The sequence below is a fragment of the Calditrichia bacterium genome (genome assembly GCA_020634975.1).
In the GTDB taxonomy this organism is placed as follows: Bacteria; Calditrichota; Calditrichia; order RBG-13-44-9; family J075; genus JACKAQ01.
Map to the genome: position 1 here is coordinate 251,535 of JACKAQ010000004.1, position 24,478 is coordinate 276,012.

At 49.4% G+C, this 24,478-nt stretch carries 17 protein-coding genes; 10 read left to right on the forward strand and 7 right to left on the reverse strand.

What is annotated here, in order from left to right; all coding sequences use genetic code 11:
- The first annotated feature begins 26 nt into the window (after window positions 1–26).
- From H6629_21055 to moeB, 10 genes are all read left to right on the forward strand, one after another.
- Window positions 27–1,631: a citramalate synthase gene (locus H6629_21055; protein MCB9070272.1), complete on the forward strand. Its 1,605-nt coding sequence runs from the start codon at window positions 27–29 to the stop codon at window positions 1,629–1,631.
- The gene (locus tag H6629_21060; GenBank protein MCB9070273.1) at window positions 1,621–2,811 is read left to right on the forward strand and encodes a 2-isopropylmalate synthase; all 1,191 of its coding nucleotides are present in this window, start codon (window positions 1,621–1,623) and stop codon (window positions 2,809–2,811) included. The genes H6629_21055 and H6629_21060 overlap by 11 nt, the downstream gene beginning before the upstream one ends.
- Window positions 2,812–2,922: 111 nt before the next feature.
- A complete protein-coding gene (locus H6629_21065; GenBank protein ID MCB9070274.1) occupies window positions 2,923–4,227 on the forward strand; it encodes a 3-isopropylmalate dehydratase large subunit in 1,305 nt (434 codons plus the stop codon).
- A 62-nt stretch (window positions 4,228–4,289) separates the two neighbouring features.
- Entirely contained in the window at window positions 4,290–4,865 is a 576-nt protein-coding gene (locus H6629_21070) for a 3-isopropylmalate dehydratase (protein MCB9070275.1), read from the forward strand.
- The gene (locus H6629_21075; protein ID MCB9070276.1) at window positions 4,858–5,967 is read left to right on the forward strand and encodes a hypothetical protein; all 1,110 of its coding nucleotides are present in this window, start codon (window positions 4,858–4,860) and stop codon (window positions 5,965–5,967) included. The genes H6629_21070 and H6629_21075 overlap by 8 nt, the downstream gene beginning before the upstream one ends.
- 41 nt (window positions 5,968–6,008) lie before the next feature.
- Window positions 6,009–7,109 carry a 3-isopropylmalate dehydrogenase gene (gene leuB / locus H6629_21080; protein ID MCB9070277.1) on the forward strand — a complete coding sequence of 367 codons (1,101 nt, stop codon included), beginning with the start codon at window positions 6,009–6,011 and terminating at the stop codon, window positions 7,107–7,109.
- A gap of 210 nt (window positions 7,110–7,319) precedes the next feature.
- Window positions 7,320–11,933 carry a glutamate synthase large subunit gene (gene gltB / locus H6629_21085; GenBank protein ID MCB9070278.1) on the forward strand — a complete coding sequence of 1,538 codons (4,614 nt, stop codon included), beginning with the start codon at window positions 7,320–7,322 and terminating at the stop codon, window positions 11,931–11,933.
- An 89-nt stretch (window positions 11,934–12,022) separates the two neighbouring features.
- Complete coding sequence (locus H6629_21090; protein ID MCB9070279.1) at window positions 12,023–13,498, forward strand: glutamate synthase subunit beta; 1,476 nt, start codon at window positions 12,023–12,025, stop codon at window positions 13,496–13,498.
- Between the two features lie 218 nt (window positions 13,499–13,716).
- The gene (locus H6629_21095) at window positions 13,717–16,137 is read left to right on the forward strand and encodes a TonB-dependent receptor (protein MCB9070280.1); all 2,421 of its coding nucleotides are present in this window, start codon (window positions 13,717–13,719) and stop codon (window positions 16,135–16,137) included.
- Window positions 16,138–16,158: 21 nt separating this feature from the next.
- On the forward strand, window positions 16,159–17,325 hold the full coding sequence (moeB, locus tag H6629_21100; protein MCB9070281.1) for a molybdopterin-synthase adenylyltransferase MoeB: 1,167 nt from the start codon (window positions 16,159–16,161) through the stop codon (window positions 17,323–17,325).
- A 100-nt stretch (window positions 17,326–17,425) separates the two neighbouring features.
- Here the strand turns inward: moeB and H6629_21105 are convergent, their stop codons facing one another.
- The 7 genes from H6629_21105 to H6629_21135 are packed head-to-tail and all read right to left on the reverse strand — an operon-like array spanning window position 17,426 to window position 24,411.
- The gene (locus H6629_21105; protein MCB9070282.1) at window positions 17,426–18,649 is read right to left on the reverse strand and encodes a UDP-N-acetylmuramoyl-tripeptide--D-alanyl-D-alanine ligase; all 1,224 of its coding nucleotides are present in this window, start codon (window positions 18,647–18,649) and stop codon (window positions 17,426–17,428) included.
- Window positions 18,649–19,464: a hypothetical protein gene (locus H6629_21110; protein MCB9070283.1), complete on the reverse strand. Its 816-nt coding sequence runs from the start codon at window positions 19,462–19,464 to the stop codon at window positions 18,649–18,651. The genes H6629_21105 and H6629_21110 overlap by 1 nt, the downstream gene beginning before the upstream one ends.
- 17 nt (window positions 19,465–19,481) lie before the next feature.
- Window positions 19,482–21,521 carry a PAS domain-containing protein gene (locus H6629_21115; GenBank protein MCB9070284.1) on the reverse strand — a complete coding sequence of 680 codons (2,040 nt, stop codon included), beginning with the start codon at window positions 21,519–21,521 and terminating at the stop codon, window positions 19,482–19,484.
- A 21-nt stretch (window positions 21,522–21,542) separates the two neighbouring features.
- The gene (locus tag H6629_21120) at window positions 21,543–22,223 is read right to left on the reverse strand and encodes a Crp/Fnr family transcriptional regulator (GenBank protein MCB9070285.1); all 681 of its coding nucleotides are present in this window, start codon (window positions 22,221–22,223) and stop codon (window positions 21,543–21,545) included.
- Window positions 22,224–22,239: 16 nt separating this feature from the next.
- Window positions 22,240–22,926 carry an SPOR domain-containing protein gene (locus H6629_21125; protein MCB9070286.1) on the reverse strand — a complete coding sequence of 229 codons (687 nt, stop codon included), beginning with the start codon at window positions 22,924–22,926 and terminating at the stop codon, window positions 22,240–22,242.
- Window positions 22,893–24,047: a tetratricopeptide repeat protein gene (locus H6629_21130; protein ID MCB9070287.1), complete on the reverse strand. Its 1,155-nt coding sequence runs from the start codon at window positions 24,045–24,047 to the stop codon at window positions 22,893–22,895. Before H6629_21130 ends, H6629_21125 begins: the two co-directional genes overlap by 34 nt.
- Window positions 24,040–24,411, reverse strand: coding sequence for a LapA family protein (locus H6629_21135; GenBank protein MCB9070288.1), 372 nt, complete (start codon window positions 24,409–24,411; stop codon window positions 24,040–24,042). Before H6629_21135 ends, H6629_21130 begins: the two co-directional genes overlap by 8 nt.
- Window positions 24,412–24,478 lie beyond the last annotated feature (67 nt).

Below are 24,478 nucleotides of genomic sequence, written 5' to 3' on the forward strand. Positions count from 1 at the left end.
AATTGCAAAAACAGAGAGGACTTCCAATGAAAACGGCTGTCGAATTATTTGATACAACGCTCCGGGACGGTTCGCAGGGCGAAAAAATAAATTTTTCGGTTGAAGATAAATTGAACATCGCCCGGCGGCTGGATGAATTTGGCATGCACTTTATCGAGGGTGGCTGGCCCGGCTCCAATCCCAAAGACGCCGTATTTTTTGATCGCGCGAAAAAGGAAAAATGGCAGTTCAGCAAACTGACTGCCTTTGGCAGCACCCGCCGCGCGGACCGTTCGCCGGAAACGGACGACAATTTGCAGATGTTGCTGCAGGCGGAAACCCCGGCAATCTCCATTTTCGGGAAAACCTGGTCGCTGCACGCGACAAAGGCGCTGGGCGTTTCGCTGGAGGAAAATCTGGAGTTGATTTATTCCTCCGTGGCGTATCTCAAATCGCACGGTCGCGAAGTGGTGTACGACGCCGAGCATTTTTTCGACGGCTATAAAAATAATCCCGATTACGCGCTGAAAACGCTGCGTGCCGCCGCACAAGCCGGCGCAAATGTGCTGGTGCTCTGCGATACCAACGGCGGCAGTTTGCCGACGGAAGTTTATGAAATTGCCCAACGCGTCGTGTCGGAATTCGATTGTAAAATCGGCATTCACGCGCACAACGACGGCGAACTGGCAGTGGCAAATACGCTCAGCGCCGTTCGCGCCGGGGCGCGTCATGTGCAGGGAACTGTCAACGGATTTGGCGAACGCTGCGGCAACGCCAACCTCATTTCGGCAATTGCTAACCTTCAGTTAAAATTAGACTTTAGCTGCGTTCGCCCGGAAAGTTTGCAGGGTTTGAAAGATCTCTCCGGATATGTGTACGAACTCGCCAACGTCGCCACGCGCGACGAAGCCGCGTTTGTCGGCAACAGCGCGTTCGCACACAAAGGCGGTGTGCATGTCAGCGCGGTGATGAAAGATCCGGTGCTGTATGAACACATCCACCCGGAAACCGTCGGGAACAGTCGCCGCGTGCTGGTCAGCGATCTGAGCGGGCGCAGCAACGTGGTTTACAAAATGGCGGAACTCGGGCTGGAAACCGCCGCATCCAACGAAGTGAAGGAAGTGGTGCAGCAGGTGAAAGAGCTGGAACATAACGGCTATTATTTTGAAGCCGCCGAAGCCAGTTTTGAATTGTTGGTGGAACGACGCCGCAACAAAGTGCCCACATTTTTTAGCCTGACCGGATTGCGCATCAATGTGGAACGCGACGCGGAAAACGAGCCGCGCAGCGAAGCCAGCATCCGCGTTTCGGTGGACGGGCACATCGAACACACCGCCGCCGAAGGTGACGGTCCGGTGAATGCGCTGGACAACGCGCTGCGCAAAGCGCTGGTGCGCTTTTTCCCGGACATCGCGCTGGTGAAACTGGTGGACTACAAAGTGCGCGTGCTTGCGGAAAACGGCAGCGGCACTGCGTCCCGCGTTCGCGTGCTCATCGAGTCGCAGGCGGGTGACGAGCGTTGGTCAACCATGGGCGTTTCGGAAAATATTATCGAAGCCAGTTGGCAGGCGCTGGTTGATTCTTACACCTTCTTTCTCTATAAAAAACAACACGTTGAACAGCCACGGGAGGAACCGCATTATGCCTCGTAACATCTATATTTTCGATACGACTTTGCGCGATGGCGAACAATCGCCCGGTTGCAGCATGAACCTCGATGAAAAGGTGTGCATGGCGCTTCAGCTCGAAAAACTGGGTGTGGACATCATCGAAGCCGGTTTCCCGATTGCTTCAACCGGCGAATTTGTGGCTGTAAAAGCGGTTGCGGATGTGCTGGAACGCGCCACCATCGCGGCGCTTTGCCGCGCCAAAAAAGAGGACATCGACCGCGCGTGGGAAGCGATAAAACATGCGGTTTCGCCGCGAATTCACACGTTTATCGCCACCAGCGACATTCATTTGCATTACAAATTGGGCATGAGCCGCAAACAGGTGTTGGCTGCCGTTCGCGAAATGGTGTCGCACGCGAGCGGTTTGTGCGCGAATGTGGAATTTTCCGCGGAAGATGCCAGCCGCAGCGACGTCAATTTTTTGGTGGACGTGACCGCAGCGGCGATCGAATCCGGCGCGGCAACGGTTAACCTACCCGATACGGTAGGATACGCACTACCGGAAGAATACGGCAACATTTTCGCAGAAATCCGGCGTCAATTGCCGGAAGCGAAAAACATCCATTTGAGCGCGCATTGCCACAACGATTTGGGACTGGCGGTGGCGAACTCGCTGGCGGCGATCAGCAACGGCGCGGATCAGATTGAATGCACAATCAACGGCATCGGCGAGCGCGCAGGCAACGCATCATTGGAAGAAATTGTGATGGCGCTGAACGTTCGCGGCGAAATTATGCAAACCGCAACCAACGTCAACACCCGCGAAATTTTTCCGACCAGCAATCTGCTCACCGAAATCACCGGTGTTTCCGTGCAGCCGCACAAAGCGATTGTCGGAAAAAACGCTTTCGCCCACGAAGCAGGTATTCATCAGGACGGCGTGCTGAAAAATGCGTTAACTTATGAAATAATGACGCCTGAATCTGTCGGCGTTACCGGAAACAATATCGTTTTGGGCAAACATAGCGGCCGCCACGCGCTGCAAAAACGCTGTTCGGAATTGGGTGTGGAACTCGGCAGCGATACCTTGCAGGAAGTTTATGAAACATTTTTAAAAGTCGCGGACGAAAAAAAAGTTGTGAATCAAAAAGATTTGCAAGAAATTTTGAGAAGTGGTGGCTGGATCGTAACTTCCGAATTTTCAAAAGAACGTGTCGCATAAAAATGCGATCAATGGCAGCAACGTTTCAGTGAAAATGGCGTTGAAAGAGATGATTCACAACGAGAGCTGAGTCAAATTAAAAACCATTTGAAGAATAGAGGCTGAACGACAATGGGCATGAATATTACGGAAAAAATTTTGGCAAAAGCCGCCGGGTACGGACGGGTGGAAGCGGGCGAAAATGTTTGGGTGAACGTGGATGTGCTGATGACGCACGATGTTTGCGGACCGCCGACTATCGGTATTTTCAAACGCGAATTTGGCGCGAACGCCAAAGTGTGGGATCGCGATAAACTGGTGATTATTCCAGATCACTACATTTTTACGGAAGACAAACACGCGAACCGGAACATCGATATTTTGCGGGATTTTGCCAAAGAGCAGGATTTACCGCATTTTTACGATGTGGGCACCAGCCGTTACAAAGGCGTTTGCCACATCGCACTGCCGGAGGAAGGCTGGACACGTCCTGGCGAAGTGCTTTTTGGCACAGATTCGCACACTTGCACCGCCGGTGCGTTCGGGCAATTTGCCACGGGCATCGGCAATACCGACGCTGCGTTTATTCTCGGCACCGGAAAATTATGGGTGAAAGTGCCGGAAACCATGCGTTTTGAAATCGACGGTGAGATCCCACGTTACGTAATGGCGAAAGATATCATTTTGAACATTATCGGCGATATCGGCGTGGACGGCGCATCCTATCGCACGATGGAATTTGCCGGCAGCGCCATCGAAGCGATGACGATGGAAGACCGCATGACGCTCTGCAATATGGTTATCGAAGCCGGCGGGAAAAACGGTGTGATCGCCGCGGATGCCAAAACCGAAGCATATGTTCAGCAACGCACCACCAAAACTTACGAGATTTTCCACAACGATCCCGATGCCAAATTCCACAGTGTTCGCCGCTATCGTGCGGAAGATTTGAAACCGATGATCGCCAAACCGCACTCGCCGGATAACAAAACCACTATCGATGAAGTGATTGATACGCGGCTGGATCGTGCGTATATTGGTTCCTGCACCGGGGGCAAATTTTCCGATTTTTGGGCGGCAGCGGAAATCCTGAAGGATCACCGGGTGGGCGTGGATACGTATGTTGTTCCGGCAACCATCCAAATTGCCGAGCAGTTGAAAGAAGCCACAATGGACGGACGCACACTCTGGCAAATTTTCGAAGATGCCGGTGCCAAAATTGGCAACGCATCCTGCGCGGCGTGCCTCGGCGGACCGTCGGATACTTTCGGCCGGTTGAACAATGATGAAGTGTGTATCTCCACTACTAATCGCAATTTTCCCGGAAGAATGGGCTCCAAACAGGCGCAGGTGTACCTGGCTTCGCCATACACCGTTGCAGCTTCGGCGATCACCGGAAAAATTACCGATCCCCGGGAATTCGAAGTTTTGGTGTAGGATATTTTCATAGAAATCAATAATTTGGAATCGAAAAAAAATCAGAAAACGGTTATCGAATAATGGAAAAAGTGATCAAAGGAAAAGTGTTTGTCGTGGGTGATGACATCGATACAGATCAAATTATTCCCGCGCAATATTTGGTTTACAGCCTGGAAAAACCGGGCGAACGGGAAAAATACGGTGAATACGCCCTCTCCGGTGTGCCGATCGAGGCATCCGGTTTGCCGAAGGGCAACATCCCATTTGTTGCAGAAGGAAAACACGAAAGCGACTTTTCGATTATCGTTTCCGGGAAAAATTTCGGATGCGGATCGTCACGCGAACATGCACCCGCGGCATTGGAAATTGCTGGTGCAAAAGTGGTGGTTGCGCCCAGTTATGCCCGCATTTTTTATCGCAACGCGGTGGATGGCGGTTTTGTCATTCCCGCAGAATCGGTTGATGTGTTGGTAAATCACTTCCAAACCGGCGACGAAGCAGAAATCAATTTTGACGAAGGAACAATTATTAATCACCGGACAGGCGAGTCGTTTCCCATCAAAGGATTGGGCCAGGTGGCTGAAATTCTGGAGGCGGGGGGAATTTTCGCATACGCCCGGAAAAAAGGCATGATTGGAGGATCTGTTCATGCATGAGGGACCCAGTGTTAAAAAAATCGTTTTGCTGCCGGGCGACGGCGTGGGGCCGGAAATTATGCAGCAAAGCGTAAAACTATTACGCGCGTTGGAAGAACCGTTTGATCTGCGGTTCGAATTTGAGGAATTGCCCGTTGGCGGCAAATCGATGAAACAATTTGGCGTGCCGCTGAGTGCGGAAACGCTGGAAGCCTGCCAGGCTGCCGATGCAGTGCTGCTCGGCCCGGTCGGCGATGCTGCATACGATAAAAATCCCGATGAATTGCGACCCAAACATGCGTTGGTGGAACTGCGCACCGGACTGGGCGCTTATTGCAATATTCGCTCCATTCGGGTGCGAAATGTGGTGCCGCAGCACCTCCCGGTAACGTCTACCGTTACCAAAAATATCGATTTTGTGGTGGTGCAAACCATGCGTAACGGCTATTATTATCACGAGATAGCTCACAAAAATGCGCATTGGGAAACCACCCCGGAACGCAGCACGTTTAGCAAAAGCGAAATCCGCCGGGTTGCCCGAAGGGCGTTCCAGTTGGCACAAATTCGCCGCCGAAAATTGACCGCAGTAACCGATTTGAGCAGCCCCACCAGCTCCCGGATGTGGCGCTCAATTGTGGAAGAAACCCATGCCGAATATCCCGGCGTGAAGTTGGAACTGGTTCACATTACCGACGCCATTGAAATGCTCGATCGCTCACCGTATGAATTTGATGTGATTTTCAGCGAATCGCGCTACGCCATGAAAGTAAACGAAGCTGCCGGAAAACTCAGCGAATCCGTCGGGATGCTCGCGTCCGCCTGTTTGGGCAGCGGCGTCAGCATTTTCCAGCCGATTCACGATACAGACCAGAAAATTGTCGGGAAAAATCTGGCGAATCCCATTGCGATGATGAATTCGATTGCGCTGATGCTGCACTATTCATTCGGGATGTCGCTGGCGGCGCACAACATCGAGGATGCGATTGCCGCAGTTGTGGCGCGCGGATATCACACCATCGATATGCCCGTGCCAAACGGCGTGGCTGTCGGCACAGAAGAGATGGTCAATTACGTGTTGGAAGAAGTGCTCCACTGTCTCGGTGCACCCTTTTTAACTGCATGATTTTACTGAATATGGAACAGAACGGATAGACGAGGAATTGGATGGCAGATAACATAAAATTAGCGATTATCGGCGGCGACGGGATCGGTCCCGAAGTGATGAACGAAGGGTTGAAACTGCTCAAAGCGCTCGAAAAACCGCTAAAATTATCATTTACTTTTGAAAAACATTTGGCCGGCGGTTGCTGTTTAAAAACGCACGGCGTCCCTATTTTAGATGAAACGTTAAAAGCCTGCCAAAACGCAGATGCTGTTTTGCTCGGCGCTGTCGGATTGCCGGAATGCGACAACAACCCGCCGCACCTGAAACCGGAACGCGCACTGTTGGGATTGCGCGCCGCGCTCGGCGTGTATTGCAATTTGCGTCCCGCGAAAGTGTATGAAACGCTGGTCGATGCATCGCCGCTAAAACGCGAACTTATCGAAGGTATTGATTTAATGGTGGTTCGCGAATTGACCGGCGGCATTTATTTTGGCAAACCGGCTGAGATTTCTGCAGATGGTAAAAGTGCAGTAAATACAATGATTTACAGCGAAAAAGAAGTCCGGCGCATTGCTCACAAAGCATTCAAATTAGCTCGCCAGCGCCGTGGAAAATTGACCTCGGTAGATAAAGCGAATGTGCTGGAAGTTTCCCAACTGTGGCGAAAAGTGGTGGCTTCCGTTGCTGCAGAATATCCCGATGTGCAACTCGATCACATGCTCGTGGACAATTGCGCGATGCAACTGGTGCGCTGGCCCAAACAATTCGACGTGATTCTCACCGGCAATCTGTTTGGCGATATTTTGAGCGACGAAGCCAGCGTGCTCACCGGTTCTATCGGCATGTTGCCATCTGCCAGCATCGGCGACGGCACGCCGTTGTATGAGCCGGTTCACGGTTCCGCGCCGGATATCGCCGGACAGGGCAAAGCCAATCCGGTAGCGATGATCGCGTCGATCGCGATGATGCTGGAATATTCATTCAATCGGCCGGAAGCGGCTCGTGCCATCGAGTCAGCAATCGAATCCACATTGGCAAACGGTTTCCACACCGCCGATTTACGGGTGGAAAACGGTAAACCCGTTTCAACCATTGAAATGGGCGCGATGATTACCCGGCAAGCCATGCAATTGCTGAATACTCCCGAAGCTGTTGCATAACCCCAAAAGTCGAGTAAAGGAAAAGATAAATTGGCGCGGCGGTTTCGCGCCAAAAATTCAGGTTCCGTAATCAACAGATTTTAGAATTTGTCTTATCTGCGCTGTCTTCACTTCAATTTTTGATCACATTTTTGCGACAATTTGGCTCAACCCGGCGGTTCGGGTGCGACTGTCTTCGCTTTCACATTCAACCGCAAAGGAGGGTGACCTATGCCCAATGAGCTATTGCCAGAGCAACAAAACGGAAACAGTTGCGAAAATACCTCGTTTTTTCCATCCAAACAGGGATTGTACGATCCGCAATTTGAACACGATGCCTGCGGTGCAGGATTTATTTGCAGCCTCAATGGCGAAAAATCGCACGACGTTGTGGAACGGGCGTTGGAAATTCTCGTCAAATTAACCCATCGCGGGGCAACCGGGCACGATGGCGGCACGGGTGATGGCGCCGGAATTCTCATCCAGATTCCCGATGCGTTTTTGCGGGAAGTTTGCGAACCGCTCAGCATCGCTTTGCCCGCCGAAGGCAATTACGCAACCGGACTGATTTTTTTCCCGCGAAGCTCCACTGAACGCGCCTGCTGCATCCAGAAATTCGAACGGGTGATTGAAGAAGAAGGACAGGAGTTCCTCGGTTGGCGGCGCGTGCCGGTGAATGCGTCCGTGCTCGGCAAAACCGCGCAGGATAAAATGCCTTCAATTATGCAGGTGTTCATCGGAAAAGGGCGCAACATCCGCAGCAATCGCGATTTCGAGCGAAAATTATTCGTCATCCGCAAAGTGATGGAACGGCAAATTCGCGAGTCGCAACTCAAAGAAAAACAATACTTTTACATACCCAGCTTATCCAGCCGAACGATGGTTTACAAAGGTTTGCTATTGGCAGACCAGATCGAAACATTTTACGAAGATTTGCAAAACAAAAACCTCGTCAGCGCGCTGGCGCTGGTGCATCAGCGATACAGCACCAACACATTTCCGTCGTGGCCGCTGGCGCAGCCGTTCCGCTATTTGTGCCACAACGGTGAAATTAACACGTTGCGCGGCAACGTGAACTGGCTGCACACCCGCGAATCGTTGTTCAAAAATGATGATTTTGGTGCGGATATGCAGAAAATTTTCCCGATCGCCACACCCGGCGGCAGCGACTCCGCAGTGCTGGACAACGCGCTGGAACTGCTTTATCACACCGGTCGCTCGCTCCCGCATGCCATGCTGATGCTCATTCCCGAAGCATGGGAACACCACCAAAGTATGTCGCCCGAAGAAAAAGCATTTTACGAATATCACGCCTGTTTGATGGAGCCGTGGGACGGTCCCGCATTTGTGCCGTTCACCGATGGCGAAATTATCGGTGCGGTGCTCGATCGCAACGGATTGCGTCCGGCGCGATATACGATCACCAAAAAAGGCTATGTGATCATGGCGTCGGAAACGGGTGTGCTGGATATCCCGCCGGATCGAGTTGCTGCAAAAGGGCGGCTGGAACCGGGAAAAATGTTCCTCGTCGATATGAAAAAAGGGCGCATCGTCGAAAACGCGGAAATTATGCGCGAACTGGCGGCGCGTCAGCCGTATGGCGAGTGGCTCAAAAATAATCAGGTCGATTTTGCTGATTTGGCTGATCCCCAAACATATTATCGCGGCAACCCGGAAACGTTGGTACAGCGCCAACGATTGTTCGGCTATTCGCAGGAAGATTTGAAATTGCTGCTCTCGCCGATGGCGAAAGATGGCAAAGAGCCGATCGGCTCGATGGGCGACGATACGCCGCTGGCGGTGCTCTCCCAAAAACCGCGATTGCTGTATGATTATTTTAAACAATTGTTTGCGCAGGTGACCAACCCGCCGTTGGACGCAATGCGCGAAGAACTGGTTACGTCGCTGGGATTGAGCATCGGAAAAGATTCGGATATTTTCCACGAAACGCCGCAGCACTGCCGGTTGTTCAAACTCGATCAGCCGGTTCTCACCAACAAACAGCTCGCGCAAATCCGCTCGATGGTCGGCGACATTCGATCCGAAACGCTGGACATTATTTATCCGGTGGTGGAAGGCGCTGCCGGGCTGGAAAATGCCATTCAACGATTGTGTGCCCGTACAGCAGAACTGGTTCGCGAAGGTGCGGCAATTATTGTGCTTTCCGATCAAAAAGCGGACAATGCCAATGCGCCGATTCCGGCAGCTCTGGCAACATCCGCAGTGCACCATCATTTGATTCGCGAAAAATTGCGCACCCGCTGCGGACTGGTTATCGAAAGTGCCGAACCGCGCGAAGTGCACCATTTCTGTTTGCTGGTAGGTTACGGCGCCAGTGCGATCAACCCGTATCTCGCCTTCGAAACCATCGAAAATTTGCAGGAACGCGGCATTTTATCCAGTCTCGATGCGAAAACGGCGATTCGCCGCTACATCGACGCGATTGGCAAAGGCATTCTCAAAGTGATGTCCAAAATGGGCATTTCCACGCTGCAAAGTTATCAGGGCGCGCAAATTTTCGAGGCAATCGGATTGAGCGACGCGGTGGTGGACAAATATTTCTGTGGCACGCCGTCGCGCATCGGTGGCATCGGTTTGGATGGTATTCACCGGGAAGTGCAGCTGCGATTTCAACTGGCGTATCCGGAGCGGGAAATTTCCGAAAATCCGGATCTCACTGTTGGCGGAAAATATCAATGGCGTCGCGATGGCGAATCGCACCATTTCAACCCGCTGAGCATTGCCAGATTGCAACAGGCGGCGCGCCAACGCGATCCAAAATCATACAAAGAATTTGCTGATTTGGTGAATCAGCGCAACAAAGATGCCGGAACGCTGCGCGGATTGCTCGATTTTCGCATCAACGATCGCGAGCGAATTCCGCTGCACATGGTCGAAGATTGGACAGAAATTGTCAAACGGTTCAAAACCGGCGCGATGAGTTACGGCTCGATCAGCAAAGAGGCGCACGAATCGCTGGCGATTGCCATGAACCGCATTGGCGGGCGCAGCAACAGCGGCGAGGGCGGGGAGGATGCCGACAGATTTTTGCCGGACGGCAACGGAAATCTGCGGCGCAGCGCCATCAAACAGGTTGCCTCCGGGCGATTCGGCGTAACCAGTCACTACCTCGTCAACTGCGATGAAATCCAGATCAAAATGGCGCAGGGCGCCAAACCCGGCGAGGGCGGGCAGTTGCCGGCGTTCAAAGTGTATCCGTGGATTGCTAAAACGCGCCATTCAACGCCGTGGGTCGGGCTGATTTCGCCGCCGCCGCATCATGATATTTATTCAATTGAAGATTTGGCGCAGCTCATTTTCGATCTCAAAAATGCCAATTCGCGGGCGCGAATTAACGTCAAACTGGTGTCCGAAGTGGGTGTGGGCACGGTTGCAGCGGGTGTTGCGAAAGGCAAAGCGGATGTGGTGCTGATCAGCGGACATGACGGCGGCACCGGCGCATCGCCGCTCACTTCGCTGAAACACACCGGATTGCCGTGGGAACTCGGTTTGGCGGAAGCGCACCAAACGTTGGTTTTAAACGACTTACGCAGCCGGATTACCGTGGAAGTGGACGGGCAGCTCAAAACCGGTCGCGATGTGGCTATCGCCGCGCTGCTCGGCGCGGAGGATTTCGGGTTTGCGACCGCGCCGCTTATCGCGATGGGCTGTGTGATGATGCGCGTCTGCCATCTCAACACCTGTCCGGTGGGCATCGCTACGCAGGACCCGGAATTGCGCCAAAAATTCAACGGACAGCCGGAGCATGTGATCAATTATTTTTATCTGGTCGCACAGGAATTGCGGGAAATTATGGCGCAACTTGGCTATCGCACGCTCAACGAAATGATCGGGCGAACCGAGCGATTGCAAATGGATCCGGCGGTCGGACACTGGAAAGCCGGCGGCATCGATTTGAGCAAATTACTGCACAAACCGCATCGTCAGCATCGCAATTCCACGCTGTTTTGCTCCCAACAACAGGATCACGAATTGGATGAGCAACTCGATCATTCGCTGATCGAAAAAGCCAAACCCGCGTTGGAAAACGGCAAAAAAGTGCAGATTGAAACCAATATCTGGAACGTGAACCGCAGCGTCGGCACGATGCTCAGCAGCGAAATTTCCCGAAAATACGGCGAAAACGGGTTGCCGGAAGATACCATTTCCATCACCTGCAACGGCGCTGCCGGGCAAAGTTTTGCCGCATTTGGTGCAAAAGGCATCACGTTTCGCATCAATGGCGATGCCAACGATTATTTCGGAAAAGGGCTTTCCGGTGCAAAACTGGTGATCACACCGGACAAAGCTGCAACGTTCAAACCGGAAGAAAACATCATCCTCGGAAACGTGGCGCTGTATGGTGCAACCAGCGGCGAAGCGTATATTCGCGGGATTGCGGGCGAGCGGTTCGCGGTTCGCAACAGCGGTGCAAATGCTGTTGTCGAGGGCATCGGCGATCACGGCTGCGAATACATGACTGGCGGACGGGTAGTGGTGCTCGGCAAAACCGGACGCAATTTTGCGGCGGGGATGAGCGGCGGCATCGCATACGTGCTGGACGATTCGCACAGTTTCCGCGAATATTTGTGCAACACGGAAATGGTCGATCTCGAGCCGTTGGAAAATATCGGTGATGTTGCGGAATTGAAACGGTTCATCGAAAACCATTTGCTGTTTACCGACAGTTCGCTGGCGCGCTGCATCCTCAATTATTGGGACGAATTTCTGCCCAAATTTGTGAAAGTGATGCCGCGCGATTACAAACAGGCGCTCGAACGAATTGCGGAAGAACGATTGAAAAATCAAAATATGCAAACCAGAATGGTCAAACGCGGCGCGTGATGGGTCAAATTGCGATGTTGGGGCGAACGGCCGTTCGCCCTTACTGTCTGATTCAAGAACAATGAAAACAATAGCTTAGGATTGCTCAAATGGCAAAAATAATCGGATTCAAAACCTTTCAGCGCGAGATGCCGGAACGTCGCCCGGTGGATGTTCGTGTGCAGGATTACGGCGAAATTTACACCCATTTTCCCGGAAAAAAAGTGCGCGAACAGGCTGCCCGCTGCATGGATTGCGGCGTGCCGTTTTGTCACGTTGGTTGTCCGTTGGGCAATTTGATCCCGGATTGGAACGAGCTGATTTACAACCATCGTTGGGAAGAGGCGTATCGCCAACTGGCTGCAACCAACAATTTTCCGGAGTTTACGGGGCGATTGTGCCCGGCACCGTGCGAAGAATCCTGCGTTTTGGGCATCACCGATCCACCGGTGACGATTGAAATCATCGAAAAATCGATCATCGAAAAAGCATTCAAAAACGGTTGGGTGACAGCAAAGCCGCCCGAAAAGCGAACCGGAAAATCCCTTGCGGTGATCGGCTCCGGTCCGGCGGGATTGGCGGCGGCGCAGCAATTGAATCGAGCCGGACATTCAGTGACGGTTTTCGAGCGTGATGACGCCATCGGCGGATTGCTGCGATACGGCATCCCCGATTTCAAAATGGACAAAAGCGTGCTCGATCGCCGATTGGAAATTCTGAAAGCGGAGGGCATCGAATTTGTCACCAACGCGGCGGTGGGCGACAGCGTATCAGTTGCCGACCTCAAAACATTTGACGCAATTGTGCTGTGCATCGGCGCAACCAAACCGCGCCGGCTCAACAACATTCCCGGCAGCGATTTGCACGGCATCCATTTTGCGATGGATTATCTCACCCAGCAAAACCGCATTTGCAACGGGGAAAATCCGGCAAGTTACAACGGCAGTCGCATCGATGCGGCGGGCAAACACGTTATCGTCATCGGCGGCGGCGATACCGCCAGCGATTGCATTGGCACAGCCAACCGGCAGGGCGCAATTTCCATCACCAATTTTGATTACCACGAAACACCGCCGGAGGGACGACCGGCGCATCAGCCGTGGCCGTTTTGGCCGGACAAACTGCGCAACAGCACATCGCATGAGGAAGGTTGCAATCGCGAATGGAAGGTGCTCACCAAAACATTTTTTGGTGATAAAAACCGGTTAACTCATGTTAATACGATAGATGTGGAGTTACTGGTTCAAAAAGGCAAGCCGCATCAGATCATCGAAATACCCGGTACGGAACGCACCTGGCCGGCAGATTTGGTGCTGATCGCCATCGGTTACACTGGCCCGGAAAAAGGCAGTTGGCTGGATGAACTCGGCGTAACCTTCGATCAGCGCGGCAATATTCAAACCGGTGATAATTATCAAACCGCTGCACCCCGCGTTTTCGCAGCAGGCGACGGGCGAATGGGGCAATCACTGATTGTTTGGGCAATTTCCGAAGGTCGCGAGGTTGCCCGCTCGGTCGATGAATTTTTGATGGGGCGCAGCGATCTGCCCACAAAAGGCAACCACCCGGAGTTGCCAAAAGTTTAATTACAATTTGAAATCACAATCCTTCTGTCTTCAAAACCTTCCGGCTTTCGGAAGGTTTTCTTTTTTAACCAATCGAAAAAAATATGATATTGAGTTGGGTATCAAAAATTACTATTATTTCCCCAGCCTGAAAAAAATAGGTGTAGATGTAAACTTTTTCTCCGGATGCTCCAAATCTGGAAAAATAGAATTTAGCTGAGTTGAAAAAGGACACTGATATGTATATAATTAACAGATGGTTAGCCTGTCTGTTTTTATTGATAACACCAATCGCTGCACAAAATAGAAGTGGTGGGCCGCAAGGCACTATTTCTGGAAAAATTCTGGATGCAGCAACAAAAGGTGCCGTTGAATACGCCAATATTGTATTAAATAACGCGACGGACAGCAGCCAGGTTACCGGCACTATTTCGCAATCGGACGGCTCATTCCGGTTGGAAAATTTGCGTCCGGGTAAATACTATGTAGAAGTGTATTTTTTGGGCTACCAAACCCAACACATCAACGATGTGCAGATTTCCCGCAGAAATCCCACGGTTGACGTTGGCAATATTCTCATCCGGCAATCCACAGTCAGCATGAATGCGGTGGAAGTTGAGGGCGAAAAAGCGCCGATTTCGTATCAAATCGACAAAAAAGTGATCAACGTGGAGGGGCAGCTCACTGCAACTTCCGGCTCTGCGGTGGATGTGCTGGAAAACGTGCCGTCTATCCGGGTGGATATCGAAGGTAACGTCAGTTTGCGCGGCAGCGGCAGTTTCCGGGTGCTCATCGACGGGCGCCCGACCATCCTCGATGCCAGCGATGCGTTGCAGCAAATTCCTGCCAGCACCATTGCCAATATCGAAATTATCACCAATCCTTCCGCAAAATTTGACCCGGAGGGAACCGCCGGAATTATCAACATTATTTTGAAGAAAAACCGCAAATCCGGTCGCAGCGGTTTTGCCAATGTCAACGCCGGTTTGGACGACAAATACGGCATCGACGGAACCGTTGAATACAAAACCGAACGATACAGCACGGTGTTGAGCGTCGATTACAATCGCCGTAATTATTCCGGCAACGATATCGATGAAAACCGCACCACCCGCGATGGCGTGACCTCCTTTTTGTATTCTGAAGGCGAATCGCAACGCGGACGAATCAATATGGGGCTGCGCGCCGGATTCGATTATTTTTTGACAAGTGACGATATTTTGAGCTTTGGCGCGCGGGTCGGCGATCGCACTTCCGATCGCGATGCGAGTCAGGAATACGATGAATGGACCAGCCTCGCGCCCGAACCGGTCATTTATACCAATTCAACCGAACGTGAGCGCAGCGGATATTTTTATGCGATTCATTCAAATTATCAGCACAAATTCGGGATGAAAGGGCACGAACTCAGTGCGCGATTATCGTGGAACTATCGCGAATCTGATGAAATGAGCTCCAACGCATTGCTCAATAATGCTGCGGAAATCACCGAAGGCCGTCGCACCACCGAAAATGGGCCCAGCAGCGATTTCAGTTCACGGCTCGATTATGAGCGACCGCTCTCTGAAACATCAAAAATGGAGTTTGGCTACACCACCGATGTTGATAATTCGACCGACAACACCGCACTTTTTGAATTCGACACAGATGTAAATGATTACGTTGAGCAAACGGCGTTCAATAACTATTCAAAATATAAGCGAAGCATTCATGCGGTTTACGGAATGTTTGCCGGCGAATACAAATCGCTGGGCGTTCAGTTTGGCTTGCGCGGCGAATACACCGGACGCGAAATTTTTTACGAAGACAGCAACGATCCGTTCAAAATAGACCGGTGGGATTATTTTCCGACGATACACAGCTCCTTTAAATTTCCGGGTGGTCAGCAAATGATGGCCAGCTACACTCGTCGCATCGATCGTCCGCGCGGCTGGTCACTGGAGCCGTTCGAAACCTGGATTGATGCGTATAACATTCGCATCGGAAACCCGGCGTTGCAACCGGAATATATCGATTCTTACGAATTGGGAATGCAAACCTATTTTGGCAAAAACCTGTTTTCTGTAGAGACTTATTTCCGGCAAACCAACAATAAAATTGAGCGGATTCGCTCTGTTTATGCGGACAATATCACGTTGCACACTACCCGGAATGTCGGAAAAGATTATGCGCTGGGCAGTGAATTTCTGTTGAATCTGGATGTCACCAAAAAATGGAATGTCAATCTCATCGGGAATTTGTATAATTACCGGGTGGAAGGCACGCTTTTCGATGAATCATTTGATCGCGAAAGCTTCAATTGGGGCAGCCGGATCAGTAATTCGATCAAAATAACCAGAGATTTTCAGTTGCAGGTGGATGGCAGCTACCGCAGCCGTTCGGTTTCTTCGCAACGGCGCGAATCGGGATTTTTTATGGTGAACAGCGCGCTGCGATACGAATTTATCCAGAAACAAGTGATTGCAACGTTGCAGATCCGGGATTTGTTTGATTCTGCCAGCCGCGAGTCCGTTTCCGAAGGGCCGGGATTTTACAACTTCAGTTCATGGAATCGCCAGTCGCCGATGGTGATGCTAAACGTGCGATTTAACTTCAATAATAACAAACCTGAACGCCGGAACCAAAATCAAGGCGAAATGGACGCCGATGACGATTTTTAGCGTTCTCGCAGAAATATAAATTTGACAAAAGTAACCAACGCAGCCAACAAATCGCTGGGCAAAGAGGAGTATTTGCGATATGCCCGGCATATTTCGCTGCCGGAAATCGGCGAAGCTGGACAGGTGCAATTAAAATCTGCAAAAGTGCTGATCGTCGGCGCGGGTGGATTGGGATCACCGTTGGCGCTGTATCTGGCTGCTGCCGGTGTCGGCACCATCGGATTGGTCGATTTTGACGTTGTGGATCGCAGCAATCTCCAACGTCAAATTTTATATGGCGAATCCGATATTGGGCAGCTGAAAACCCTTTCGGCGCAACATCGCATTGCAGATCTCAACCCGAATGTGCGGCTGATCTCCCATAATTTACCGCTGCGAGCGGAAAACGCGCTGGACATCATTCGCGAATACGACATTATCGCGGATGGAACGGATAATTTTGCCACCCGTTACCTCATTAACGATGCCTGCGTGATGTTGGGAAAACCCAATGTTTATGCCAGTATTTTTCGCTTCGAAGGGCAAGTATCAATTTTTGATGCGCGCATAAGTGCTTGTTATCGCTGTGTTTATCCGAATCCGCCACCGCCAGCGCAAATCCCGAACTGCGCGGAAGCCGGCGTTATCGGTGCGCTGCCCGGCATTATCGGCAGCATTCAGGCGATGGAAGTGATCAAATGGATTACCGGAACCGGCGATACGCTCACCGGAAAATTGCTGTTGTTCGACGCATTATCCATGCGTTTTGAAACGCTTAAATTACGTAAAAATGAGAAATGCCCTGTTTGCGGCAAAAATCCGTCGATAACTACTTTGTCAGAAACTGAACTAAACTGTGGAGAAGATAATATGTTTTTTCGAAGAAATACGGACGACGAAATCAGCGTGCGCGAATTGCACGAAAAAATGGAAGCCGGCGAAGATTTTGTGTTGCTGGATGTCCGCGAACCTGCCGAAGTGGAGATCTGCACGCTGAAAAATTCCATCCTGATTCCGTTGAACACCCTGCCGAATAATCTGGGTAAACTGGATACCGAAGCAGAGATTTTGGTGTTTTGCCGTTCCGGTGCCCGCAGCAAATCCGCCCAGAATTTCCTCAAAAAAAGCGGATTCAAGAATGTTAAAAATGTAACCGGTGGTGTGCTGGCCTGGTCACGCGAAATTGATCCGACAATGCCAACTTATTGATTTTATTGGGATTGTATGTGTATTCGAAAGGATATATTTTTAGAATAGGTCGGTGAAAATCTTGTACCGAAAAAATGGTGCGGGATGGCGCAGCAATACATCAAACCACTTGTTTGATGTAACTCTCTGGTGCAAAAATTTGTTTAATGGCTTTAGACAATGCTAAATCCCGGCTACCCATCATTAATACGCAACTGTCAGATTCCAAATGATTGGGTAAAATCGCTTTCAGCTCATCTGGATGGTCGAGCATTGTGATATCTTTTTTTCGGGAGTGATTCATTTTTTCAACACCTTCGGCAATTTGCCGGGCGTTTTTTCCCACCGTAATCACGGTGTCAATCGGCGAAGCCGCAACAATGTAGCCAATTTTAAGGTGCTGCAACCGCGAGCGCGGACCTGAATACCGAATATCACCAATAACAAGCACCAATTTTTTTGCAAAATTTTTGAATTGAATTAGCGATTCAAGTTCTTTCGTAACGGCGTTTACCGTTGCATCATAAGTGTAATCGAGTATGAAAACCCCTTTTTCGTTGAGCAGGTTGCCGCGATGGCGCAGCAACGAAAACCGCTTTTCCAACCCATGTTGAATATCCTCAAAATCGATGCCCATCGAACGTGCAATGGCTATTGCGGTCAGCGCGTTATAAATGGATGTGGAGCTGTAAACCGGTAAGTGGATATTGTAATACCCGTTGATTTTAAACGAAATGCCCGCCGGACCGTGGTAGTGGATATCGCTGGCGTAAAAATGCGCGTTTGTATTCAGCCCGAATTTGATAATACGCGGCGTTTTCGCATAATTGCCGAGTGTGCTGACCAAATCATCATCGATATTCAGCACTGCGATGCCATCTTCCGGCAAATGGCGAATCAGCTCGGTTTTGGCATCGGCGATCAAATATTTATCCCCGAGTGTCGCAAGGTGCGCTTCGCCGATGTTGGTTACAGCAGCGATGTTGGGTTCGGCTACTTCCACTGCCAGTTTAAATTGTTTGTTATCGATAACGCCGATTTCGAGCAGGGCAGCATCGTGCGACTCATCCAATCGCAACAGCGCGCTGGTTACGCCGTGAGCTGTGGAGCAATTTGGCGGTGTTTCCAACAATTTCATGTGTTGGCTTAAAATAGCAGAAACCATTCGTTTCGTGGTTGTTTTGCCTTCCGCACCTGCGATGGCAATAACCGGAATATCGAACTGACGGCGATGCGCCAAAATTCGCCGCAAATTTAAACGGATATACGCTTCCGCATCCGCTTCCGGCAGCAGCGAAATTTCTTCTAAATAGAGCTGTTCATATTTATTGTTGGTTTTATCCACTAATCAGTCCTTGGTGACTCGGTCAAGTGAATTTCGGGAATTTCGTTCAGGTGGCCATGAAAAAACAGATACTGAAAATATTGGCGCAATGCGTCCCAAATGGCTTCGTCAGCACGAAAATACAAATTACTATTCAATAAGTCAAAGTAAAACGACCAGTCGATTGGCGGTTCGGCAAGTTTTTTGGCGATATTGGAAACATTTCGCCAGCCCAATTCCAATGATCGAATCAACCAGGATTCCATGTCCGGCAAATCAGATTCCCGGTGTTTCACAACAATTTTGTGGATGAACGGCTGTTCCGTTTTGTCGCCCCATTCTTCAACTATATCGATGTAACGGTCTGTTAACGCCGCAAATTTCATTGCCAGTTGCCCTTCCAAAAAACAGGCATTGCTGTGCCGGAAAATTGATTCCAGCGAGGTTGTATCGCCCAATTCCGTCCAATTTACATCGATTTCATAAAATTCTTTCAACACCAGTTCCGCCAGATTTCGGTAGTTTGAGTCTGCGTTGTTTGCCGCGATATTGTGCAAATCTGTCAGATTATCTTTAAAAAATAGCAGCGCCATTTTCGATGCGCTTTGCGATGCGCAAATAACAGACGGAAAAATTGAAAGTTCGCTGCTGTGCCGCGCATAATCTGCCGGAGAAATAATAGCAACCTCAATTTCGCGATCCAGCAACGCCTGACAGCTTTCCGGGCTGCTTTTCTGAACCAGTTCAACCCGGTCAACCAATGCCGGAAGGTGTTGAAAACCGTAGATTATCGGTAAATCTAAAATGTCAAACGATGTGCCAAGTGTAATTTTCATAATAGTTTAGAATATATTTAATCAGCTTTCGCGGGCAGATACAAATAGCAATCTGTGCCTTGCCCGTTTTCACTTTCAAAAAAAATGTAACCGTCGTTTTCTTTCATGATTTGGTAAACGATGGAAAGCCCCAATCCGGTTCCGAACGATTTTGTGGTAAAAAACGGGTTGAAAATTTGTTTCAAAATATCCGGCGGGATGCCACACCCATTGTCAGAAATTTGAAGCTCCAAAAACTGCCGGCCTTTTTCGTATGCGGAATAAGGGAAACGATGGTTGGGATCAGCCGCCTCACTCAATATATATTGGCGAAAAGACACAGTAATTTTGCCATTTTCCTGGATTGCATCGACGCTGTTCAACAGCAAATTGACCAATACTTGTTGGATTTGGGCGGAATCGACAAAAATTCGCGGCAGGTTTTCTTCACGGGTTTCGAGGTATTCGATATTTTTGTTTCGCAGATTTTGCCGAACGAGGCTGAGCACATCCGGCAGCAGATGGTCGATCTCATAAAATCGCCGGTTGGGTTTGGACGGCCGGGCGTAGGAAAACAGGGTGCGCAACAGATCATCCATTCGATTTACCAGCCGGATAATCCGGTTGAGGTATTCATTTCGCGAATCAATTTCTTCCATTTCTTCCTGAAATGTTTGCACCATTGCTTTGATGCCGGCCAGCGGATTACGGATTTCGTGAGCGATGCCGGAAGCCATCACGCCTAACGAAGCGAGGCGATCCATCCGGCGCATTTCTTCCTGCACTTTTTTGGATTTGGTGATGTCTTTCAGCGAAATGATATAACCGTTTTCCTGCTCAGAAAAATCTTTGAAAGGGCGTACGGTAAAACCAACAGCCATCCGGTTGCCCTGAATATCGCGTAATTCGACTTCGGGTCGGTCAGATTCCGGTGGATCATTGGCGGTTTGAAGCATTTCCTCGACAGTTTCTTCATCCAGAAAATTACCGAGAGAATGGTGCAATGCCTGATCAATTCGGATGTTCAGTAATGTTGCGGCATTTTCATTTAAGTATCGAATAAACAATTGTTTATCGACAACAACGATGCCAAAATTCAACTGATCGAGCAGGTGTTCACCAAATCGCTGTATTTGCTGAACCTGGGTTTTTATGCCATTCAAATCTTCCGGCTGTTGCGAAAATTCCGCCGTAAAATTGACTAACGGTGTCATCATTTTTGCCAACTTGTGGTTGCTTTCGCTGATCAGCGTACCGTTTGTATTGAAAATCCCGAGCATGCAGGATGATTGATCCCATGCAGTAAACGGATGTAACGACAACGAGTTTGGCATCGCGTTTGATAACGCGGATAGATCGACCGGTATCGTACCAGCATCGGAAAAACTCTGAATATGCAACGATTGGGGAAAACTCAACGCTTTAATCAACCCGGGCACACGTTGCGTGTGAAAATGCTGGATCGGTAGAATTTCCGGGTTGGAGCTTGCTGCAACAGTCGCCTGATGATCGGATGTTTGTTGCAGAACACAGGCACAATCGGCGTCACAAATCCGGGCGAGATTTTCCAAAAATGATTGAATGGAAGAATAGGGGAGCGAGGTCTTTTTCTGCTCTGTTGACTGTGAAAAAGCGATTGAATACTGTTTGAGTCCCGATTTTAGCTGATCGCACTCCTGTTGCAATTGGGATTGTTTTTTCAATAGCGAATGATAGCGCAATAAATTGCGCATATGCAGTTGCAAATCTAGTTTGTCAAAGGGAACCGTCAGGTATGCTTCGATGCCCAGTTGAGCCAGCCTGTACCGTAACCTGGGTGGTTTATCGCGTACGAGCGCCAAAACCGGAATGTTCACCAGCGCAGGTATTTCTCGAAAAATACCAAAACGGCTGAATTGGTTTTCGGGAAATGGAAGTGTGTTTAAAATAATAAGCTTAACTTTGGGAAGGAGTGCCGATGTTTGCTCAAGTTCTTCAAAATCCAGAAATTCAAAATGATACCGGGAACGATCCAGTGCTTTTGAAATGAATTGTAAATGCGATTCACCGGAACCTGTCAGCAAAATTTTCACCGGCAAAGCCTATCCCCCTGAAAATTGTTAACCGGAAAAAATCGACTTGAATTTTTCGTAATCCAGAATGATGATTTTCCCCTTGTGCTTTTTCAGATACCCTTGAACCATCAATGACTTGATCACCCGCGAAATGGTTTCCCGGCTGGTGCCGGCCATATTTGCGAGATCCTGTTGCAGCGGCAACTCACTGATTTCTACCTGACCTTTCCGGAACAAACCGGAATCTTCGGCAATTCGCAGCAGCGTACTGGCCACACGTCCCGTTGCATCCTGCAATGACAACGATTTGATGTGCTCGTCACTTTTGCGAATCCGCTGTGCCAACTCTTTGAGCAAATTGATAGCAATTTGGGGATAATCATGCAGCATCTGCAGAAAATCTTCCCGGCGTATCACCATCAGTTCCGATTCCTCAATTGCCGTAACATTAGCCGACCGTGTTTGTCCATCGAGCAGCGACATCTCCCCGAAAAAATCGCCCTCACTCAAAATAGAGAGGATCACTTCTCGTCCATCATCGCTGATGCGGGAAATTTTAACGCGACCACCCAAAATCACAAACATGGTAGAGCCGATTTCTTCCTCGATCAAGATCAGGTTGTCTTTGTGATATTTTTGCCGGCTGGCAACATTCATCACTTTTTCGAGATCTTTTTCGCTCAGCTCCGAAAAGAGAGGAATCTCTTTTAGAATTTGAATCTCCATGCAAAAAGCTCCTGTATTAGTACTCGATAACGTATCCCTTCAAATTCAACCGGTTATTTATTTCGGGTAAAGCAGTTTCCGCTTGATTTCGAGATTTGTATTCACCGACGACAACAATATATAGAGGCTGTCCGTCTTTTTCTTTCTCAAGAATTCTTGTGGTTGAATAATAACGGCGATATTTTTGCGTTGCGCGACGGGCATTTTGCAGCGTTGTAAAAGCACCTGCCTGAATAGCAAACATTTCGCCGGTGCCGTCTCCGGAGCGAGGCTGGCTGGATATCGGCTGGCTATCTTCACGATCCGCCGGTGATTCCGACCGCGGATTTCTGGCGCGATTGAGTGTGACTAAGCGATCCATAAAATCGTTGTCGGTTTCTATCCGACGGGCTGTTTCGTAATAACCGCGGGCGGAATAAAAATTGGAAATCCGCTCGCGGATAAACCCGCGCAACCGGTTATCGCTGGTGCTGCCGTAAATTGCCAGCATGTTTTGAGTGGCAACTTCTGCGTCACTAATAAATAACGATTCAACAAAATTTCGCCAGTCAACCGGGCGGATCGACTGCCGGTCGCGCAATTCGCGCAATTCTTCCGTGCGATTTTGCGCATACAATTCTGCCAATTCCCGGGCATCCTGTCCAACAACAGAATAGCTCAGCAGCAGAATCAGGATAATCCAAAACTGTTGATACTTTTGCACTTCGGGCATATCCATTGTGGGGTTTCGGTTGAATATTGGCATTCCTGGCAGTGATAAACCGGCGTTAATGTTCCGTGAACCGTTTCGAAATACGCCATTGATTGCGTAGCCGCCTGTTTATACTGCCCTTTTTGATAGAGATGCTCAATTTTGTGCCGCAAAATTTCCAGCGAATCCGGGAGTTTCTCTTCCAATTGCTGTATAATTTCCATAGCGATGTCGAATTCACCTTTTTTGCTGTGAATTCGTGCAAGTGCTAATCCGGCATGAATATTACTGCGATCGTTGTTGAACAATTCCTGATACATGCGTTCTGCATCCAGAAAACGATCCAGATCGAACCAAACTTTTTCCAACTCTGAGAAAACGAAGTATGATTTTCGCGGAAATTGCTGACAAAATTTACTCCATATTTTGGCTGCATCTTCCAATCGATCCTCAAAAATATAAGATTTTCCGAGGTAATAATGTGCTGCCGAACATCCGCTATCTTTTTTTAATGCTTCTTTAAAACGAACCCGGGCGTCTTTTCCCAAATTTTGTTCCTGAAGTTCGATACCCAAAAATACCAAAAAAAGTGCTGCTTTTTCTTCAATCGAATCCGGAAAACTATCCCGGAAACGCTGAATTAAATCTAAAGCTGGTTGCCACTGGTTCATTGTTGCCAATGATTGCAAATATTGTTGCAAAAAATGGGCATCGGGCGTGTTATCGAATTCCAGCACTTTTTCGGCCGCTTCCACGGCATTTTTGAAATCCTGCTGAGCCAGATAATCATTGAATAAACTTCTGTAAATTTTTGCCCGGAAATCGGCAGTCAATCCGCCGCGCAGCGTCAGGTCTTTATGAATCCTGGCTGCGTTGCTGTGCAATCCGCGTTTGCGGAGGACATCGCCCAATCGGAGGTAAGCTTCCACATTTTCGGTGTCGTTGCGCACCGTTTCTTTCAGCTTTTCGATGGACAGGCGATCGTTACCGTCAACAAGGTGTTCCAACGCTTCAAGGTAGGTGCTTTTTTGAACCGGAGTTACATTCTGTTTGCGGGAAAACCAGTAAACCAACGCAATTGCACCAACGGCAATCATCAAAACGAAGAATTCAAAAACGGGGGCATTACCCATTTGTGCCATCCTGTTGGACTGTTTTTTCTCCGGAATATTGAGCTGCGTTTAATTGTAAAAGCGCATCTTCTGGTATTTCATCGATGGAAATATTTCTTAAATTCTCCAGTTCGGTCATCAAACGGCTGTTTTTTTGCTTTAATTCGCGTATTTCTGATTGGTGTTGAATCACGGAAAAAGCCATGTAAATCGCACCGATTACCGCGCCGATGGTTACAGAAACCAAAATAACCGCTAACAGGCTGACTTGCGGAATTGTTTGATTTAGAAGATTCAACGTTACATATTGACTGCTGTTGCTCGCGAGAATATACAGTGCAATTATAAAGATGAAAATCTTCAAAAAATTAAGGATGATTTTCATAAAAGGAACCCTATTTGATTACAAGATATAAAAATAAACTCTTTAACCACCAAAATCAACGGATTTT

What these genes read in the sequence shown, in the direction of transcription:
- H6629_21075 (MCB9070276.1), top strand. Translation starts at nt 4,858, where the DNA reads ATGCATGAGGGACCCAGTGTTAAAAAAATCGTTTTGCTGCCGGGCGAC.
- H6629_21135 (MCB9070288.1), bottom strand. Translation starts at nt 24,411, where the DNA reads ATGAAAATCATCCTTAATTTTTTGAAGATTTTCATCTTTATAATTGCA.
- H6629_21120 (MCB9070285.1), bottom strand. Translation starts at nt 22,223, where the DNA reads ATGGAGATTCAAATTCTAAAAGAGATTCCTCTCTTTTCGGAGCTGAGC.
- H6629_21095 (MCB9070280.1), top strand. Translation starts at nt 13,717, where the DNA reads ATGTATATAATTAACAGATGGTTAGCCTGTCTGTTTTTATTGATAACA.
- H6629_21070 (MCB9070275.1), top strand. Translation starts at nt 4,290, where the DNA reads ATGGAAAAAGTGATCAAAGGAAAAGTGTTTGTCGTGGGTGATGACATC.
- gltB (MCB9070278.1), top strand. Translation starts at nt 7,320, where the DNA reads ATGCCCAATGAGCTATTGCCAGAGCAACAAAACGGAAACAGTTGCGAA.
- H6629_21130 (MCB9070287.1), bottom strand. Translation starts at nt 24,047, where the DNA reads ATGGGTAATGCCCCCGTTTTTGAATTCTTCGTTTTGATGATTGCCGTT.
- H6629_21060 (MCB9070273.1), top strand. Translation starts at nt 1,621, where the DNA reads ATGCCTCGTAACATCTATATTTTCGATACGACTTTGCGCGATGGCGAA.
- H6629_21090 (MCB9070279.1), top strand. Translation starts at nt 12,023, where the DNA reads ATGGCAAAAATAATCGGATTCAAAACCTTTCAGCGCGAGATGCCGGAA.
- H6629_21110 (MCB9070283.1), bottom strand. Translation starts at nt 19,464, where the DNA reads ATGAAAATTACACTTGGCACATCGTTTGACATTTTAGATTTACCGATA.
- leuB (MCB9070277.1), top strand. Translation starts at nt 6,009, where the DNA reads ATGGCAGATAACATAAAATTAGCGATTATCGGCGGCGACGGGATCGGT.
- H6629_21065 (MCB9070274.1), top strand. Translation starts at nt 2,923, where the DNA reads ATGGGCATGAATATTACGGAAAAAATTTTGGCAAAAGCCGCCGGGTAC.
- H6629_21055 (MCB9070272.1), top strand. Translation starts at nt 27, where the DNA reads ATGAAAACGGCTGTCGAATTATTTGATACAACGCTCCGGGACGGTTCG.